The organism is Gardnerella lacydonensis (assembly GCF_048545055.1).
In the GTDB taxonomy this organism is placed as follows: domain Bacteria; phylum Actinomycetota; class Actinomycetes; order Actinomycetales; family Bifidobacteriaceae; genus Bifidobacterium; species Bifidobacterium vaginale_C.
On the sequence record NZ_JBKQXT010000004.1, the window covers coordinates 145,107 to 160,901 of the forward strand.

The following is a 15,795-nucleotide window of genomic DNA, read 5'->3' on the forward strand; positions in this document are numbered from 1 at the left end:
TACTTATAGAACAATGTGTACCAAAGCCATCAAAACCCTAGAAAAATAAGGGAAAAGTTATCCACATTGCTCACATTGCTCAATCAATATCCGCGCCAAGAGCAGTCAACTTACCGCGGAAATCTGCATAACCACGGTCAATAAGCGAAATACCCTTAACATTAGATGGACCCTTAGCTGCAAGAGCAGCAATAAGATGACTAAAACCACCTCGCAAATCAGGAACATCAATATCTTGACCAGTAAGAGGCGTCGGACCAAAAATCACAGCAGAATGCTTGTAATTTCGCTGCTGGAATCGGCAAGGAAGAGAACCTAAGCACTCGCGATACAACTGAATCATAGCGCCCATTTGAACAAGTGGTTTTGTAAAGCCAAAACGATTTTCATAAACAGTTTCGTGAACAATACTCAAACCTTTAGCTTGAGTTAAAGCAACAACAAGAGGCTGCTGCCAATCAGTCATAAAACCAGGATGAACATCGGTTTCAATAGCAACAGGATGCAAATCACCACCCGGATGCCAGAAGCGAATACCGTTATCAGTAACGTCAAACTGACCACCAACTTTACGGAACACGTTTAAGAAGGTCATCATCTCTGGCTGAGTGGCCCCTTTAATAAACACGTCACCATGAGTTGCGAGCGCCGCAGAAGCCCAAGATGCTGCCTCAATCCTATCTGTTAAAGCCGTATGATTGTAGCCTTGAAGCTTATCAACGCCCTCAATCCTAAATGTTCGATCAACGTCAACAGAAATGATTGCGCCCATTTTCTGCAAAACAGCCACCAAATCCATAATTTCTGGCTCAATTGCAGCACCCGAAAGCTCTGTTTTACCTTCTGCAAGAACGGCTGCAAGAAGAGTTTGCTCAGTGGCACCAACCGATGGATAAGGTAGATGAATTTTAGTGCCATGCAAGCCGTTAGGAGCAGTAATATGAATACCATCCTCATGATCTTTATCTACATTCGCACCAAGTTTACGCAAAGTTTCAAGATGGAAATCTATTGGACGCCCTCCAATATTGCACCCACCTAAAGCTGGGATAAAAGCCTCACCAAGTCTGTGAAGAAGCGGACCAGAGAAGAGAATAGGTATTCTCGAAGATCCAGATAATGTATCTACGTCTGCAACATCAGCAAGCTGAACCTTGCTTGCGTCAATGCTAACAACGCCTGCAGCACCATCGACATCTACGTTTACTCCATGCAAACGCAGCAAATCAGAAACAACGTGAACATCTCTGATTTCTGGAACATTCTTTAACACGGATTTCCCAGGAGCAAGCAAAGCTGCAACCATTGCTTTACTAACAAAGTTTTTTGCACCACGAACTTTAATAGCTCCGTTAAGCGGCTTGCCACCTTCTACATGCAAAACGTCTGCAGCGTCAATGCCACTTTCGTTCTGTTCAGCCGTATTATGCGCAGACACATTTACCTCTTTCGTTTGCAACTAAAACTAATCACTATAATACCGACATGCGTGCCAATAACACATACCAATTCGAGCATTAACCAAGCTACTTTGCTGCGCGAGACCGCCATCTTCTCAATAGCCTTGCAAAAAGCGAAGGTTTTTGCAATAAATCTACTTCTGGCAAATCATGATCGCAATCCGCATTTAGCCCATAAGTATACGCCTTTTTAGACGAAGGTTTTCCAACTAAATCACCAAATTCAAGCATTTGCGTTCTAGGCTCATATGGGTGACGTATGTCAAATTCGATAAGTCTTGCACCACATTTAGATGCAGCTGGCCCATAAGATCCAAAACCACACGTTGCAGTAGACATAAGTAGCATATCCGAATCTTTACAACGTCCGGCAAACGCGTTTCTGTGATCATGCCCTGCGCAGAAAGCGAAAGTGCCAATCTTTTGCAAAATATCATATTCTCCACTGTCTTTATCTGGGCAACTCACACCTTCTCCAAGATACCCATCTGGCAAAACGCGATTATCGTCTAACGCGTAATATTTTCCAGCAAAACGCCTGTATCCTTCGATAGCGTGTTCCTGAGACGCATAATCTTTAGAAACTTCACGCATTAAACCATAGTATTGAGGAAGAGGAAAATGCTGGAAAACACAGAATTTTGGAGGCGATAACTTTGGCAAATTTCTCAAAAAATCAAGTGCTTTATCCGAAGGTTTCCCATAACCTCCACTCTTCTCATAGTCTCCAGAATTAACCAAAACTAATGAAAATACAACATTTTCCTGATTCACATCCATAACTGGAAGCGCAAACGTACCAGCTTCACAAGGAAAAATAATTTGATTTGGCAATATGCATTTAGTAGATTGCAAAGCTGCAACATTGCAACTAGAGGAATCATAATTATTCGACTTGTTTTGCGAAGAACGGTTCATGCAACCCTTAAACTCTTGATACAAAGAATCCAATTCTTCATTGCTTAACCCACATTGAAAATCATGGTTTCCGTAAGTCAGCGCCCATGGAATTGAACGATCTTCCAAAGGCTTCACCATACGCTTAATGTGCTCAATAACTTTTTTTCGCGTTGCATCTAGTTTTTCTGCATACGACTCATCCTTATGCGAGTAATTATCAGAAAATCGTCCTGAGGAAGAGTCGAAAGCCTCCGAAGACCAGCGTCTGCGTACAAATGTATCTGCAAAATCTTTAACATATCCAGCAATTTGATTACCCGTAAAAATCACAATATCTGGCTTAACAGCATCACAAGCGGATTCTATAAGCCTAATTGTATCTTTGCTAATTTTTGGAGCATCCTGAACATCTGCAAACTGCAAAACACGAAATTTGCCAGAAAGATGGAATTGCAATTTACCTAATCGTGCAGAAATAGACATCGGCAAATTAGCCGATTCAGAAGAATTAGCCGATTCAGAAGTGGGTAAAACTTTAAACTCATCGCTATTCGTAGATTCTGCAATTTCTGACATGATTCAAGCATACGGCACATCAGAGAACAGTATCAACAAAAGATTTAACAAAATTCAAAGAATTTAACGCGAAATTATTAAGACTGCACTCGAACTACAGAAAAATAAAAGAATATACCCAAAAATGGCGAAACGTAGGGATTTTTTACAAGATTTTCAGGTAATTCACAGGCAATAACATCTTTGTCTTAAGTAAAGGATGCCTATTATATAGACATCAAGGAAAAAGCAAATCAGCATAACAAATGATTTGCAAGAACCAATAACTGAACCTCTCTTCTTCTCTTCTCTTTCATAACCCCGGGTTAATAACTCGGGGTTTTTGATTACATTATAAAAAATTACATTACAAAATTACGGATTATTCTTCCCCCCCCCCCCAAAAAAAAACAAAACAAAAGTCGGGATGCAGCAAACACCACACCCCGACTTATGCACTGATAAAATCAGATACGCGCAACAATCACAAAACGCGCATTAAAAATCAAACAATAGGCTCTACCTGGTTAAATCCAAGCTCCACAGGAGTTTCGCGACCAAAGATAGAAACAAGAACCGTAAGCTTCTGCGTTGTAGGATCCACATCCGATACCACGGCAGCCATAGTCGCAAATGGACCATCGGTAACTGTAACCTGATCGCCAACCTTGTAAGCCACCTCAACGGTACGCTTACGAGCCGCAGCAGGCTTATCTCCAGCCTTCTTCAAAGCCTCAGACGCAATCATAGGAGCCATCATATCGATAACTTCCTTACGGCTAAGAGGAGCAGGCTCCTTAGATGGGCCAACAAAACCAGTAACGCCTTCAGTTTCGCGCACAATACGACGAGCATTCTCATCTGGCCACATACGAATAAGCACATAACCTGGAACGCGAACACGAGTAATAACCTTCTTACCCTTGTCAGTGTGCTTTTCAACCTCTTCCATTGGCACTTCAATCTGGAAAATCTTGTCTTCCAAACCAAAGCTTTGTACACGAGATTCAACGTTAGTTTTAACGCGCTTCTCGTAGCCAGAGTAGGTGTGAAGAACGTACCACTTGCCTTCAAGAGTGCGCAAAGTCTTAGAGAATTCCGCAACAGCGGCAGCACCAGCATCTGTAGCATCAACTTCTTGCGCAGCGGAAGAATCGCCAGCAACCGTTTCAGCAGGCTCAGCAGGAGACTCGGTCTCACCAGCTACGTTTTCACTATTTTCAGAAGCATCTTCTACGACAACAGTATCTGCAGCATCTGCGTTCTCAACATTTGCAGCATCAGCCGAAATACCAGCTGCGTCAAAATCCGCAAGATCATTCACAGAATCAACATTTTCGAGATTCAACTCGTCAGTCATATTCGCACACCCTCAAAATTCGTTGAAATCAGCCAAACAGCCACATAACAGACTTACCCAAACCGAAGTCCATAACAGTGACGAAAACCATCAAGAAAATAACAAAAATAAACACGGAAGCTGACCAAGCAAACAATTCCTTGCCGTGAGGAGCAACGACTTTGCGAGTCTCATCAATAGTTTGCTTAATGAACATGCCAATACGCATGAACAAATTCGGCTTCTTCTCTTTTGCCTTGGCCATGCTTGAATCCTTCGTTTGAAAATTGTTAACAATAAAACTGGCAGGGACGGCGGGACTCGAACCCACAACCTACGGTTTTGGAGACCGTTGCGCTACCAATTGCGCCACATCCCTAGGTGAACTTGCTAATCATACCTTAAAAAGATTGACTTGGCAAAACCGCCAAGTAGATATGTTAGCGGAAGGGCAAGATTTAAGGGTTTTATTATGATTAGCGAGTGTCGCTAAACGCGCGGTTGCTGGCGACTTTTGCGTGCGTGAACAACGCGCTGGCGACTTTAAAACGCGCTTCCTCTTTCAATCCACTGCTTCATACGCCTCATGCCCTCAGCAAGCTGACTGTCTGCTAAAGCACACGAGAATCGCAAGTAACCAGGCGCACCAAAGGCCTCGCCAGGAACAGCGGCAACATGCGCTTCATCAAGTAGCATTTGCGCGAGCACAGACGACGTGCCTGGAATCTTAGAATCCTTGCCCATCGGGCGATCAAGCAGTGCCTCAACGTTCGCAAACGCGTAGAAAGCGCCGTGCGAAAGAGGACAAGTCACGCCTTGCATGCTGTTTAACGCCTGCACAATCGCCTTGCGACGAGCGTCGAAAGAATCACGCATTTTTGCAACTTCATCTAATGGTCCGCCGACTGCTGCAAGAGCTGCACGCTGTGAAATATTGGAAACGTTAGACGTCATGTGGCTTTGAAGCTTAATTGCAGCTTTTGCGACCTCAAGCGGCGCAACCATCCAGCCAACACGCCAACCTGGCATTGCATACGTTTTAGCAACACCGTTCAAAACAAGCAGCTGGTCGCGAACTTCTGGCACTTCTACGCCAATATACGACGTTTTTACGCCGTCGTAATGCAAGTGTTCGTAGATTTCGTCGGAAAGCACCCAAATATGGTGTTTTACAGCCCATTCGCCAATCGCGCGAATCGTTTGCGCGCTCCAAATAGCGCCTGTTGGATTAGAAGGCGAAGTTACAATAATCGCACGCGTGCGTGGGGTGCGAGCAGCCTCAATCGCCTCAATATCTGGCTCAAAACCGCGATCCGCGCCAGACATAACAGGCACAGGCACGCCACCTGCAAGTTTTACTGCCTCTGGGTAGCTTGTCCAATATGGCGCTGGGATTATAACTTCATCGCCATCGTTTAGCAAAATCTGGCATGCTTCGTAAACAGCTTGTTTGCCGCCATTCGTTACAACAACTTGATTTGGGGAAACATCGTAGCCAGAATCGCGCTTGACTTTGCGCGCAATCGCCTCGCGCAACTCTGGAAGACCAGCCGTAGCCGTGTACTTGTAGTTTTTTGGGTCTTTGCATGCGGCGGCTGCGGCTTCAACAATGTAGAGCGGCGTTGGAAAATCAGGTTCGCCTGCGCCGAAGCTAATAACGTCGATTCCTGCGGCTTTCATTGCTTTTGCTTTGCCATCTACAGCAAGCGTTGCACTCGGTGCCACTTTGTTAATGCGATTGCTCATAGAGCGCCATTGAGAGTTTGATGCGTCTGCTGCGATTTGCGATGCATTTTCTGCCATATTTGCTGCGATATTTTCTGCCATACTTACAGTTTAGCCATTACACGTTATTTCTTGATTTTGTTTCTTTTTGCCCACATTTGTTTACGTACTAGCCGATTTGGGAAACAAACGCGGGAATCGAGGCATTTCCTTGTTTGGTGTTGTATGAGGGCTGGGTGTTTCTTGTCTCACAACGCTCTGCCTCTTGCGTGTAGTCTGTTGTTGCGGTTGTTCCGATTTGTCTTTGATTTTATTTTTTGGTTGAAGTTTGTTTGTAGGCGTGAGCCATTGGATTATTTGGTATCGGCTGCCGCTCTTATACTGTTCGACCAAGAATCACCCAGCCCTCTTGCATGCTTGAACAATTGCGTATTGCTCAATCACCTGAGATTCTCGATTTTTCTTCTTCATTCGATGAATCACCATCGGAGGACTGCGAATCGACTTGCATGAGCGCTTAAAGCGTAGCGCGCGAATGCACTTCGATTCGCTGAGCTTGCTCAAAGTTGAAAGCACAGTGTGCTTTCAACGCAAGCGAAGACGTGAGCGCGCTGTAACGCGCGAGCGATACATCTCATTCAGTGCGAAAAATCTCGAATCTCTACCTAGCTTGGCGTAATTTTAAGCGCACATGCAAATCGATTAGCAAATAAAAGATTATAAAAGCACAAGATTGTCGCGATGCACCACAGGATGCGCGTATTGCCGCCCCAAAGTCGCCTCTAAATCATCCGTTGTAAGCCCCATTACCTGCGGTATCTCATCTGAATCGAATGCAACTAATCCTTTGGCCAAGTGGTTGCCATGCTCATCGTCAATCCACACTGGATCGCTTGCAGAAAAGTCGCCAGCAACCCCTACGATTCCAGCAGCCAACAAGCTTGCTCGTCCTCCTCGAACTGCTGCAGCAGCACCAGCATCTACAATAATCGAGCCATGCGGATTAGACGCAAAACCAATCCAAAGTCTTCTGGAAGATGCACGCGAATTTAGTGGCGCAAACACGGTTCCAACTGCATCGCCAGATAGCGCACCCTCCGCATTACTAGCACATGTCAAAAGCGTTGGGATTCCAGAAACAGCAGCAACGTGCGCCGCATCCATCTTGGTTATCATTCCGCCTGTGCCTACACCCGAAATACTGGAGCCAACTTTAACATCGTCTAACGCGCGCGTAACATCTGGAACAAAACTAATCCGCTTAGCATCTGGCTCGCTAGGCGGAGCCGTGTAAAGCGCGTCAACATCTGTTAAAAGCACCAGCGCATCTGCTCGCACAATATTCGCAACAAGCGCCGCAAGCCGATCGTTATCTCCAAAACGTATTTCGTTGCTAGACAGAGCATCGTTTTCGTTTACGATTGGCACAACTCCTAATTCTAGCAGCCTAAGCATTGTGCGTTGAGCATTGCGGTAGCGCGAAGGACTTATAGTAACGTCTGCCGTTAGCAACATTTGCCCTACTCTTATGCCGAATTCCGCAAACGCTGACTCATATTGGTACATTAGCAAGCCTTGTCCAACTGATGCTGTTGCTTGCTGAGTTGGCACATCTTTAGGACGTTCATTAAAACCAAGTAGTCCAAATCCCGCTGCGATAGCACCAGAAGACACTAAAACTACGTTAGTTCCAGACATTTGAGCATGGCTAATAGCCGTAACAAGAGCACGTAATTTTTGCACGTCTAAATGACCAGATAAGTCTGTAAGCGAGCTAGAACCAACTTTTACGACTATTGTGTGCGCATTGCTAATTGAACGTCGAATCTCATCTTCGGTAGGCTCAACTGCCTTATTAATCATTTACTCACCACGTCCAAATAAACTCTGCTCATCGTGTTTGTCGTCATCTACCGATGGATCTGCCCAATGCCCTTGCTTTCGCTCCGCCATCATCGCATCTCGCACAGCGCTCTTTGCATCCATCATCATGTGATAATCGCGTCTGCGCTCAGCGTTTGTGCGTCTTGCACCTCTAGGGTCATTTGCCTCAAGTCGCAAGTCTTTTCCACGCGCACCCAGGCTAGCACCGTCCAAGCCTTCCGCACCTGCTGCAATGCTTGGATCCCAGTCGAAGCAAACCATGCGGTTTCCGCGACCAATCCTAATCTCGTCTCCTGGACGCGCACCCTTCTTACGCAACTCGTCTTCTACACCAAGTTTTGCTAAGCGATCCGCCAAATAGCCAACTGCCTCGTCGTTGTCGAAGTTTGTTTGCACAACCCAACGCTCTGGCTTAGCGCCCGTAACGGTAAACCAGAAGTCGCCATTTTTGTCTTCTTCGCGCTCGATTGTAAAGTCGCTAGCACTTCCGCGACCATCATCTCTGCGTCGTCTCAATGCTGGCTGTTCAAGCGGCTGAATAACAACGCGCTCTTCTTCACGCGCTGCCTCTTGCTCAGAAAGCTTTTCTCGCATACTAGCCACCATTTTTCCAAGCGCAAAACCAAGCTCTTTCAAGCCTTCGTGAGATGCAGTAGAAATCTCAAAAACTGGAAAGCCCATTTTTTCGAAGTCGCTTCGCACAAATTCTGCCAGCTCTTTTGCTTCTGGCACATCAATCTTGTTTAGCACAATAATTCGCGGACGCTCTGGAATTGGAATCGCTCCCAGCGGCAAATCCAGCTTGTCTGCGTATTGTGAAAGCTCATGTTCCAAAGCCTTATAATCGCTGATTGGGTCGCGATTTGGTTCAAGCGTTGCACAGTCGATTACGTGGGCGATTATTTCCGTGCGCTCAATGTGGCGCAAAAATTCTAGACCAAGCCCTTTTCCTTCGGAAGCTCCTGGGATTAATCCTGGCACGTCTGCGATTGTGTAGCGATATTCACCAAAGCTGACTACACCAAGGTTTGGCACAAGTGTTGTAAATGGATAGTCCGCGATTTTTGGTTTTGCAGCGCTAATTGATGCTACAAGACTTGACTTTCCTGCAGATGGGAAGCCCACTAGCGCCACGTCTGCTATCGACTTTAGTTCTAGGATTACGTCTCTTTCTTCACCAGGTTCGCCTAGTAGTGCAAAACCTGGAGCGCGGCGAGTTTTATTGGCAAGAGCAGCGTTTCCAAGTCCACCTGCGCCTCCTGCTGCGACTACGAATGTGTCGCCTACGTGTTGCAAATCCGCCAAAACGTTGCCTGGTTTTTTCTGCGCTCCTGCAGCGCCCTTCGCCTCAAAAACTACGGTTCCGACTGGCACTGGCAACATAAGGTCTTCTCCTTTGGAGCCGTCCTTTGTATCACCTAGACCCATTGTGCCACTCTGCGCTACGCGATGTGGCATGAATCGGTAGTCGAGTAGGCTGTTCGCGTTGCGATCGGCTACGAATATAACGCTTCCACCGTTTCCACCATTGCCGCCATTTGGACCTGCAAGTGGCTTGTATTTTTCTCTGCGCACGCCTGCGGATCCATTGCCGCCGTCGCCGCCTTTAACATGTACCGTTACTCGATCTACAAAATCGCTCATAACTTTTACCTTACTTGATGCTCAATACTCGCCAGATTTGCCTGCGTTTGTTTACTTGTTTGCTCATTTGGGAAACAAACGCGGGCACATTTCCCCACATTTGTTTACCTTTTGTCCGATTCGGGAAACAAACGCGGGATAAAACTCAGGCAGGTCGTGTCGTTCGCGCGTTACAGCGCGCGAACGTCTTCGCCGCACGTAAAGTCCACTGGACTTTATGTTTGAACGGCTCAGCGCTCCGAATTGCCTTTTCGCGCTACGCTTTAAGCGAAAAGGCAGGTCGTCGCGCAAACAAACAAAAAAGCCGCACCGAACTGGGTGCGGCTAGAAGATTAATGAGTTACTCAGGCGGTAACTACGTCTACAACCTTGCGATCGCGACGAATGCCGAACTTCACATTGCCGTCCACCAAAGCGTACAGCGTGTGATCCTTACCCAAAGCAACGTTCTGTCCTGCATGGAACTTGGTGCCGCGCTGGCGAACAATAATGTTTCCAGCCACAACAGCTTCTCCACCGAACTTCTTAACGCCAAGATATTGCGCCTGTGAGTCGCGACCGTTGCGCGAGCTAGACGCACCCTTCTTATGTGCCATCTTGCTGTCCTTTCAGGTTTATAACACCGTCAATCAGGCGATGGCCGTGATCTTGACGAGAGTCAACTTCTGACGATGACCCTTGCGGCGAGCCACGCCAGTCTTGTTCTTATACTTCATAATGCTAATCTTTGGACCCTTAGCTTCGTCGTTAAGAACTTCTGCCTTAACTGTGATCTTTGCAAGATCCTTAGCGCTTAAGGTCACCTTAGCACCGTCAACAACGAGCGCGACCGGGAATTCCACGGTATCGCCCTTCTTTGCATCGAGACGGTTTACGAGGATGGCGTCTCCAACCTCAACCTTCTCTTGATGGCCACCGGCCTTCACAATCGCGTACATAATTCGTTCCTTAGCTAAATTGAAAGCTTTACTATTGCCTCACGCACAGCGTTGAACCTGCGGCAAGACACCGACTATCAAAATTACACCGACCCCTGTACTAACGTCAAGTCTTAATTCATAAAGTCGAAATAAGCAATAGTCATTATTGTACTCGAGCCGTATACTTTGCGTCTATTTTTTAGTTTTCACTAGATTCTTGAGAGCTTTCTGTGGATTCTTGAGATTCTTGCGAATCATCAGATTCCTCAATTTTCCCGACTACTTGCGATTCTTCACTGCTTTCTGCAGATTCACTACTCGCATCTACTGCAGAAAAGTCGCCAGCAACCGAAGATTCGTCAACACTGTCAACACTGCCAACAACACTATCGTCTGCATCGTCTCCATTATTAACGTCATCTGCAGATACAGCATTCACATCATTATTGTTATAGTCTTCATTATCGTTATCGTCTTTTTCGTCACTTTTACGCAAAGACTCCTCCAAGAAAGCCGACGACGCTGCAGCAGCCGCAATACGCGCTAATTTGGCGCGAACATCCGCACTGGACTCCTGCTTAACCACAGGCATAGGGTCCGCAATACTTCCATGACCATGCTTATTGGTTTTAATAAACGGATCACCACCCTTAAGAGCGTAAGGATCCGCATACTCCGAAGACACAGTCGGCTCGTCGTGAAGAATAAACCCACGACCCTTGCAAGTCGGGCACTCCTCCGAAAACGCCTCGACCAAACCCTGTCCAACGCGCTTACGCGTCATTTGAACAAGACCAAGAGATGTAACCTCCGCAACCTGATGCTTTGTGCGGTCGCGCGCAAGACACTCAACAAGACGGCGCAAAACAAGATCGCGATTCGCTGGCATAACCATGTCAACGTAATCGATCATAACCATGCCGCCAATATCGCGAAGTCGCAACTGTCGCGCAATCTCCTCAGAAGCTTCCAAATTGCAGCGAGTCACAGTCTCTTCCAGCGACTTTCCGCGACCAATAAAACGACCTGTGTTTACGTCAATCGTTGTCATTGCCTCCGTGCGGTCAATAACAATCGAACCGCCTGCAGGAAGATAAACTTGGCGTTCCATGCCCTTTCTAAGCTGGCTGTCGATTTGCCACTTGTCGAACACGTCTTTGCCTTCATGCTCAGCAGGATCCCAATACTCAATCTTGCTGCGCAAATCAGGAGCCATCATCTCCAAGTATTCGCAAATGCGGTCGTACGCGCCCTTGCCTTCCACAATCATCTTTTGGAAGTCATCGTTAAATATGTCTCGAACAACACGAATCGCCACATCTGGCTCGCCTTGCAAAAGCTTTGGTCGCTTGCCATGCAAGAACTCTTCTCGCTTCGCTTCGATTCGTTCCCACTGTTTTACAAGCGACTCAAGGTCTTTTTCAATCGCATCTTCACTAGCACCATCTGCGGCGGTTCTAATGATTATGCCCATGTCTTTAGGTGCGATTTTGCTTACGATTGCGCGAAGTCGGCTGCGCTCACGATCGGATAGCTTGCGACTTACGCCCGTCATCGCTCCAGACGGCACAAGCACTAGGAACCTACCAGCAAGGGTTACTTGCGATGTTAGTCGCGCACCTTTGTGGCCTATAGGGTCCTTAGTAACCTGCACTAAAACAGGGTCTCCTGCCTTAAACGCAAGCTCCATTCTGCGCGGCTGTCCTTCTAATCGGGTTGTATCCCAGTTGACTTCGCCAGCGTAAAGCACGCCGTTTCGGGCTTGACCAATATCTACGAACGCTGCTTCCATGCTTGGCAGCACGTTTTGTACACGACCAAGGTAAATATTCCCAACGGTTGCAACTTCTTGAATATCAGAAACATAGTGTTCTACAAGAATATTGTCTTCGATTACAGAAATTTGCGTGTGACGATCGCGTTCACGCACAACCATAAGTCTGTCAACGTTTTCACGCCTTGCCAAAAAGTCTTGCTCCATAAGCAAGTTTTGACGATTACGCTCTCTGCGATTGTCACGACGACGCTGTTTTTTGGCTTCAAGTCGCGTAGAACCTTCAATATCCGTAATCTCGTCAATATACTGCTGTTTTCTAGATCTTCGACTAGATGAATCGGAGTCTATTGACGCAAAACGCGATTGTGTGCTTTGTGAATTTTGCGAACTTTGTGAGCTTGAGGAACCTTGAGATGAATCGTCAGAAGATTTCGACCTGCGACGACGACGGCGACGAGTGTACACTTCTTCGTCATCTTGGGATCGCAACTCGTCTGGATCTGGAATTAAATCACGGTCTTCTTGAGAAACTTCTATTTCGTTTATGCCATAATCGTCAGCGTATGGAGAATCATCTGCAGATAGGTCGGATGTTGTTCTACGGCTTGATCTATCAGACTTATCGGACCTATCTGCCCTATCTTCCTTATCTGCGCGAGACGATCTGCGACGACGACGGCGACGGGTTATCATTTCTCCGTCTTCATCATCATTATTTTCTAAATCAGAAGTTTTTGCATACTTGCGGGTTGATTCAGAATCTACATCATTATCTGACTCAACACTATTTTCAATTCTTTCGTCGATTACATCATCGATTGGAGAATAAACTATGTCGTCGTATTCAAGGTCTTCTTCTATTTGCTCGACTTCTGCAGCTGCGCGTCTTTCGGCAGCGTTTAGTCGGCGATTCTTGCGTGACTTCCTATGATTTTGATCATCGTAATTATCCTGATTGTCACGATTCTTGCGACCATTATTGTTATTCTCGCTATATTTGTCACCATTATCTTTGTCAAGATTAGGCTTATCAAAATTATCTTTATCAAGGTTAGACTTATCCAAGCTATCCTTATCCAGATAATCTCGATTATTTCTACTTATTCTGCTATCGCTTCTATTATCATTTTCGTTTAAATCTTCAGGATTTGCACGATTGGATCGATCTGTGCGATCTGCACGATTTACTCTGGAGCGCACACGAATAACACGCGTATCATCGTCAGATTCAGAATCATAGTTATCGTCAAAATTGTCACGATTATTGCGATTTTTGCGACTACGTACTCTACTTAAATCCTCGTCTTCATTGCGATTCTTCCTGTCATTCCTGCCAGAACGCGTTTTACGCAACTTTCGTGAACTGCGACTATTGTCTTTTTCTAAATCATCTCGACTGTTTTCTCTATCGCTTTCATTTGCATCATCGTCGTAATCTAAATCACGCATACGACTATTGTTTTCAGGCAAACGATGAGGTAAAACAGGCTCCTGAAAAAGTAGCGATGTTATCGGTCGCGCAGGAGTTTGGTGCTCAACAACACTTTCAGATTCAGTTTCATCAGAGCGCGTATCGTAATCGTTTCCGCCTTGTACGTGTAGCTTCATCGATTCGCCAGCTGCTCCTGCAACTCTTACAACGCGTCTTCCAGCTCTTCTGCGTCTCGTGCTTGACGATGCGTCTTGCGAACCTGAAACCACATTTACAACGCCTGCTGTAACGGGGGATGTAACAGTTGATGCAGCTGCTGCTCTTGGCGCGTCAGCTGCGTTAGTAGATTCGTTCGCGCTTGAATTTGCTGCTACGAATGAAAGATTTTTATCTTCATTTTTATCATTATTGGCTTCGGGCACGGTGAAGCCTTCTCGTGTTACTCTGGGCACTATGCTCCTAGCGAAACTCTGCAATAGTTTCGCGCTCTTAGCCTGAAGAATGCACACGCTTATGCGAGCCACCCCTAAGGCTATCAATAAAGTCTAGCTGCACGACAGCGGACACCAGCCTCGCCCAAAATCATGCGTGAAAATCACGTGAGGGGATCGACGCCGTCGAATGCTCTGGCGGCTTGCAGCGCCACCGTTTTCTAGTATGCCATATTGCAACGTCAAATAACATGCGCTAATAAAAGTCAATTGCGCATTACCCCCAATCCAAAAATCAGCGCTAAAATCGTTTTCATGGGTTTAATCAGTGCTATGCAAGGCTTTTGCGTAATTGGCATCGTAATCGCCGCTGGATATGTAACAGCACGTCTTCGCATCGGCGGATCTCAAGCACAAATGGTGCTTAATCGCGTAAGCTTCTTTGTATCTAGTCCTTGTTTAATGTTTGCAATCCTTGCCAAAGAGCCAATTTTTGAGATTTTTCATTCTTCGATCTTTGTTGCGTTTTTCTCCGCAATGATTGTTGGCGTAGCATTTATTCTGCTTAATCGCCTGTTTTTCCGTCTTCCTGCAGCGGATTGCACAATCGGCGCGCTTAACTCGCTTTACTTAAACTCAAACAACATTGGATTGCCTGTTGCAACTTACATTTTGGGTAATCCTGCGCTTGTTGCTCCGATTTTAGTTATGCAGCAAGCTGTTTTTACGCCTGTTGGTCTTACGGTTTTAGACGTTACAACTACTGGAAAGTGCTCGCTTAAACGTATTGCTCAGCAGCCGCTTAAGCAGCCGCTTTTAATTGGGTCGCTTGGAGGAATTATTATTTCGGCAATTTCCGCAAAAGTTGGATATTTCCCTGTACCGAATTTTCTTTATGACCCGATTAAGATGATTGGCGATTCCGCGGTTCCTATGATTTTGATGGCTTTTGGAATGTCACTTTACGGCAGCAAGCCGCTACAAAAGGATTCTAATCGTGCTGCTATTGCGACTGTTGCTATTCTGAAAAACTTGATTATGCCAATTGTTGCGTTTTTATTGGCTTATTTTGTTATGGGTTTCCAAGGTGCCACTCTTTACGCGTGTGTTGTGCTGGCGGCGCTTCCGACTGGTCAAAACGTGTACAATTACGCTGCTCGATACAATGTTGGTTTGAGTTTTGCGCGTGACGGAATCCTGTTTTCTACGGTAACCAGTCCAATTTGTATTGCTCTAATTGCAGCAATTTTAGGGTGAATAATCCTCCCGCATTTGTTCCCTTTCTGAGCAAATATAGAAACAAACGCGGGCGAATCTACGACTTCGCTCTCAACGCGCAGCGCGCGAACTACGCAACCACACTCACATAAGCGCAAGTCTATTCCCGCGTTTGTTTACCGAAACACCAAATCTGACTACAAAACCAAGAACACCTCCCCACATTTGTTTACCAAAACACCAAATATAGAAACAAAACCAAGAACACTTGCCCGAGATTGTTTACGTATTTGGCGATTTTGGGAACAAACACGGGCGAATCTACGACTTCGAGCTTAAAGCATAGCGCGAGAAATCACATACCACAAAACAAAAAATGCTTTCGGTTTTGCAAGCCCCTAGTAGCAAACAAAACCGAAAGCAACAACACTCAACACCCAAAACCCAATAAGCTAAACGAATCAACACTGGGAAGAAAAGAAAAACAATAGCAAACCAATGTTAAAACAA

At 45.9% G+C, this 15,795-nt stretch carries 11 protein-coding genes and 1 tRNA gene; 1 reads left to right on the forward strand and 11 read right to left on the reverse strand.

What is annotated here, in order from left to right; translation table 11 throughout:
• Window positions 1-79: 79 nt before the first annotated feature.
• The 11 genes from murA to ACJV45_RS05635 form a co-directional block, all read right to left on the reverse strand.
• Window positions 80-1,438, reverse strand: a complete 1,359-nt coding sequence (gene murA, locus ACJV45_RS05585; protein ID WP_004124216.1) for a UDP-N-acetylglucosamine 1-carboxyvinyltransferase — start codon at window positions 1,436-1,438, stop codon at window positions 80-82.
• Window positions 1,439-1,526: 88 nt separating this feature from the next.
• Complete coding sequence (locus ACJV45_RS05590; RefSeq protein ID WP_419397838.1) at window positions 1,527-2,936, reverse strand: metallophosphoesterase; 1,410 nt, start codon at window positions 2,934-2,936, stop codon at window positions 1,527-1,529.
• Between the two features lie 484 nt (window positions 2,937-3,420).
• Complete coding sequence (gene nusG / locus ACJV45_RS05595; RefSeq protein ID WP_419397839.1) at window positions 3,421-4,275, reverse strand: transcription termination/antitermination protein NusG; 855 nt, start codon at window positions 4,273-4,275, stop codon at window positions 3,421-3,423.
• Between the two features lie 28 nt (window positions 4,276-4,303).
• The gene (gene secE, locus ACJV45_RS05600; RefSeq protein ID WP_004111941.1) at window positions 4,304-4,519 is read right to left on the reverse strand and encodes a preprotein translocase subunit SecE; all 216 of its coding nucleotides are present in this window, start codon (window positions 4,517-4,519) and stop codon (window positions 4,304-4,306) included.
• 38 nt (window positions 4,520-4,557) lie between these two features.
• Window positions 4,558-4,633: transfer RNA gene (locus tag ACJV45_RS05605), tRNA-Trp, on the reverse strand.
• 164 nt (window positions 4,634-4,797) lie between these two features.
• Window positions 4,798-6,057 carry a pyridoxal phosphate-dependent aminotransferase gene (locus ACJV45_RS05610; protein WP_419397847.1) on the reverse strand — a complete coding sequence of 420 codons (1,260 nt, stop codon included), beginning with the start codon at window positions 6,055-6,057 and terminating at the stop codon, window positions 4,798-4,800.
• 639 nt (window positions 6,058-6,696) lie between these two features.
• Window positions 6,697-7,842, reverse strand: a complete 1,146-nt coding sequence (gene proB, locus ACJV45_RS05615) for a glutamate 5-kinase (protein WP_004121345.1) — start codon at window positions 7,840-7,842, stop codon at window positions 6,697-6,699.
• A complete protein-coding gene (obgE, locus tag ACJV45_RS05620) occupies window positions 7,843-9,507 on the reverse strand; it encodes a GTPase ObgE (RefSeq protein WP_419397840.1) in 1,665 nt (554 codons plus the stop codon).
• 344 nt (window positions 9,508-9,851) lie between these two features.
• A complete protein-coding gene (gene rpmA, locus ACJV45_RS05625) occupies window positions 9,852-10,103 on the reverse strand; it encodes a 50S ribosomal protein L27 (protein WP_004106248.1) in 252 nt (83 codons plus the stop codon).
• 33 nt (window positions 10,104-10,136) lie between these two features.
• The gene (gene rplU / locus ACJV45_RS05630; RefSeq protein WP_004111933.1) at window positions 10,137-10,445 is read right to left on the reverse strand and encodes a 50S ribosomal protein L21; all 309 of its coding nucleotides are present in this window, start codon (window positions 10,443-10,445) and stop codon (window positions 10,137-10,139) included.
• Between the two features lie 181 nt (window positions 10,446-10,626).
• On the reverse strand, window positions 10,627-14,058 hold the full coding sequence (locus tag ACJV45_RS05635) for an Rne/Rng family ribonuclease (RefSeq protein ID WP_419397841.1): 3,432 nt from the start codon (window positions 14,056-14,058) through the stop codon (window positions 10,627-10,629).
• A 324-nt stretch (window positions 14,059-14,382) separates the two neighbouring features.
• Here ACJV45_RS05635 and ACJV45_RS05640 point away from each other — a divergent pair, with 324 nt between their 5' ends.
• Window positions 14,383-15,324 (forward strand): AEC family transporter, encoded by a 942-nt coding sequence (locus tag ACJV45_RS05640; RefSeq protein ID WP_419397842.1) that lies wholly within the window; start codon window positions 14,383-14,385, stop codon window positions 15,322-15,324.
• The last annotated feature ends 471 nt before the right edge of the window (window positions 15,325-15,795 follow it).

Bases quoted from the DNA above. Each gene is read 5' to 3' on its own strand.
- ACJV45_RS05590 (WP_419397838.1), bottom strand. From the start codon at position 2,936: ATGTCAGAAATTGCAGAATCTACGAATAGCGATGAGTTTAAAGTTTTA.
- nusG (WP_419397839.1), bottom strand. From the start codon at position 4,275: ATGACTGACGAGTTGAATCTCGAAAATGTTGATTCTGTGAATGATCTT.
- secE (WP_004111941.1), bottom strand. From the start codon at position 4,519: ATGGCCAAGGCAAAAGAGAAGAAGCCGAATTTGTTCATGCGTATTGGC.
- ACJV45_RS05610 (WP_419397847.1), bottom strand. From the start codon at position 6,057: ATGGCAGAAAATGCATCGCAAATCGCAGCAGACGCATCAAACTCTCAA.
- proB (WP_004121345.1), bottom strand. From the start codon at position 7,842: ATGATTAATAAGGCAGTTGAGCCTACCGAAGATGAGATTCGACGTTCA.
- obgE (WP_419397840.1), bottom strand. From the start codon at position 9,507: ATGAGCGATTTTGTAGATCGAGTAACGGTACATGTTAAAGGCGGCGAC.
- rpmA (WP_004106248.1), bottom strand. From the start codon at position 10,103: ATGGCACATAAGAAGGGTGCGTCTAGCTCGCGCAACGGTCGCGACTCA.
- rplU (WP_004111933.1), bottom strand. From the start codon at position 10,445: ATGTACGCGATTGTGAAGGCCGGTGGCCATCAAGAGAAGGTTGAGGTT.
- ACJV45_RS05640 (WP_419397842.1), top strand. From the start codon at position 14,383: ATGGGTTTAATCAGTGCTATGCAAGGCTTTTGCGTAATTGGCATCGTA.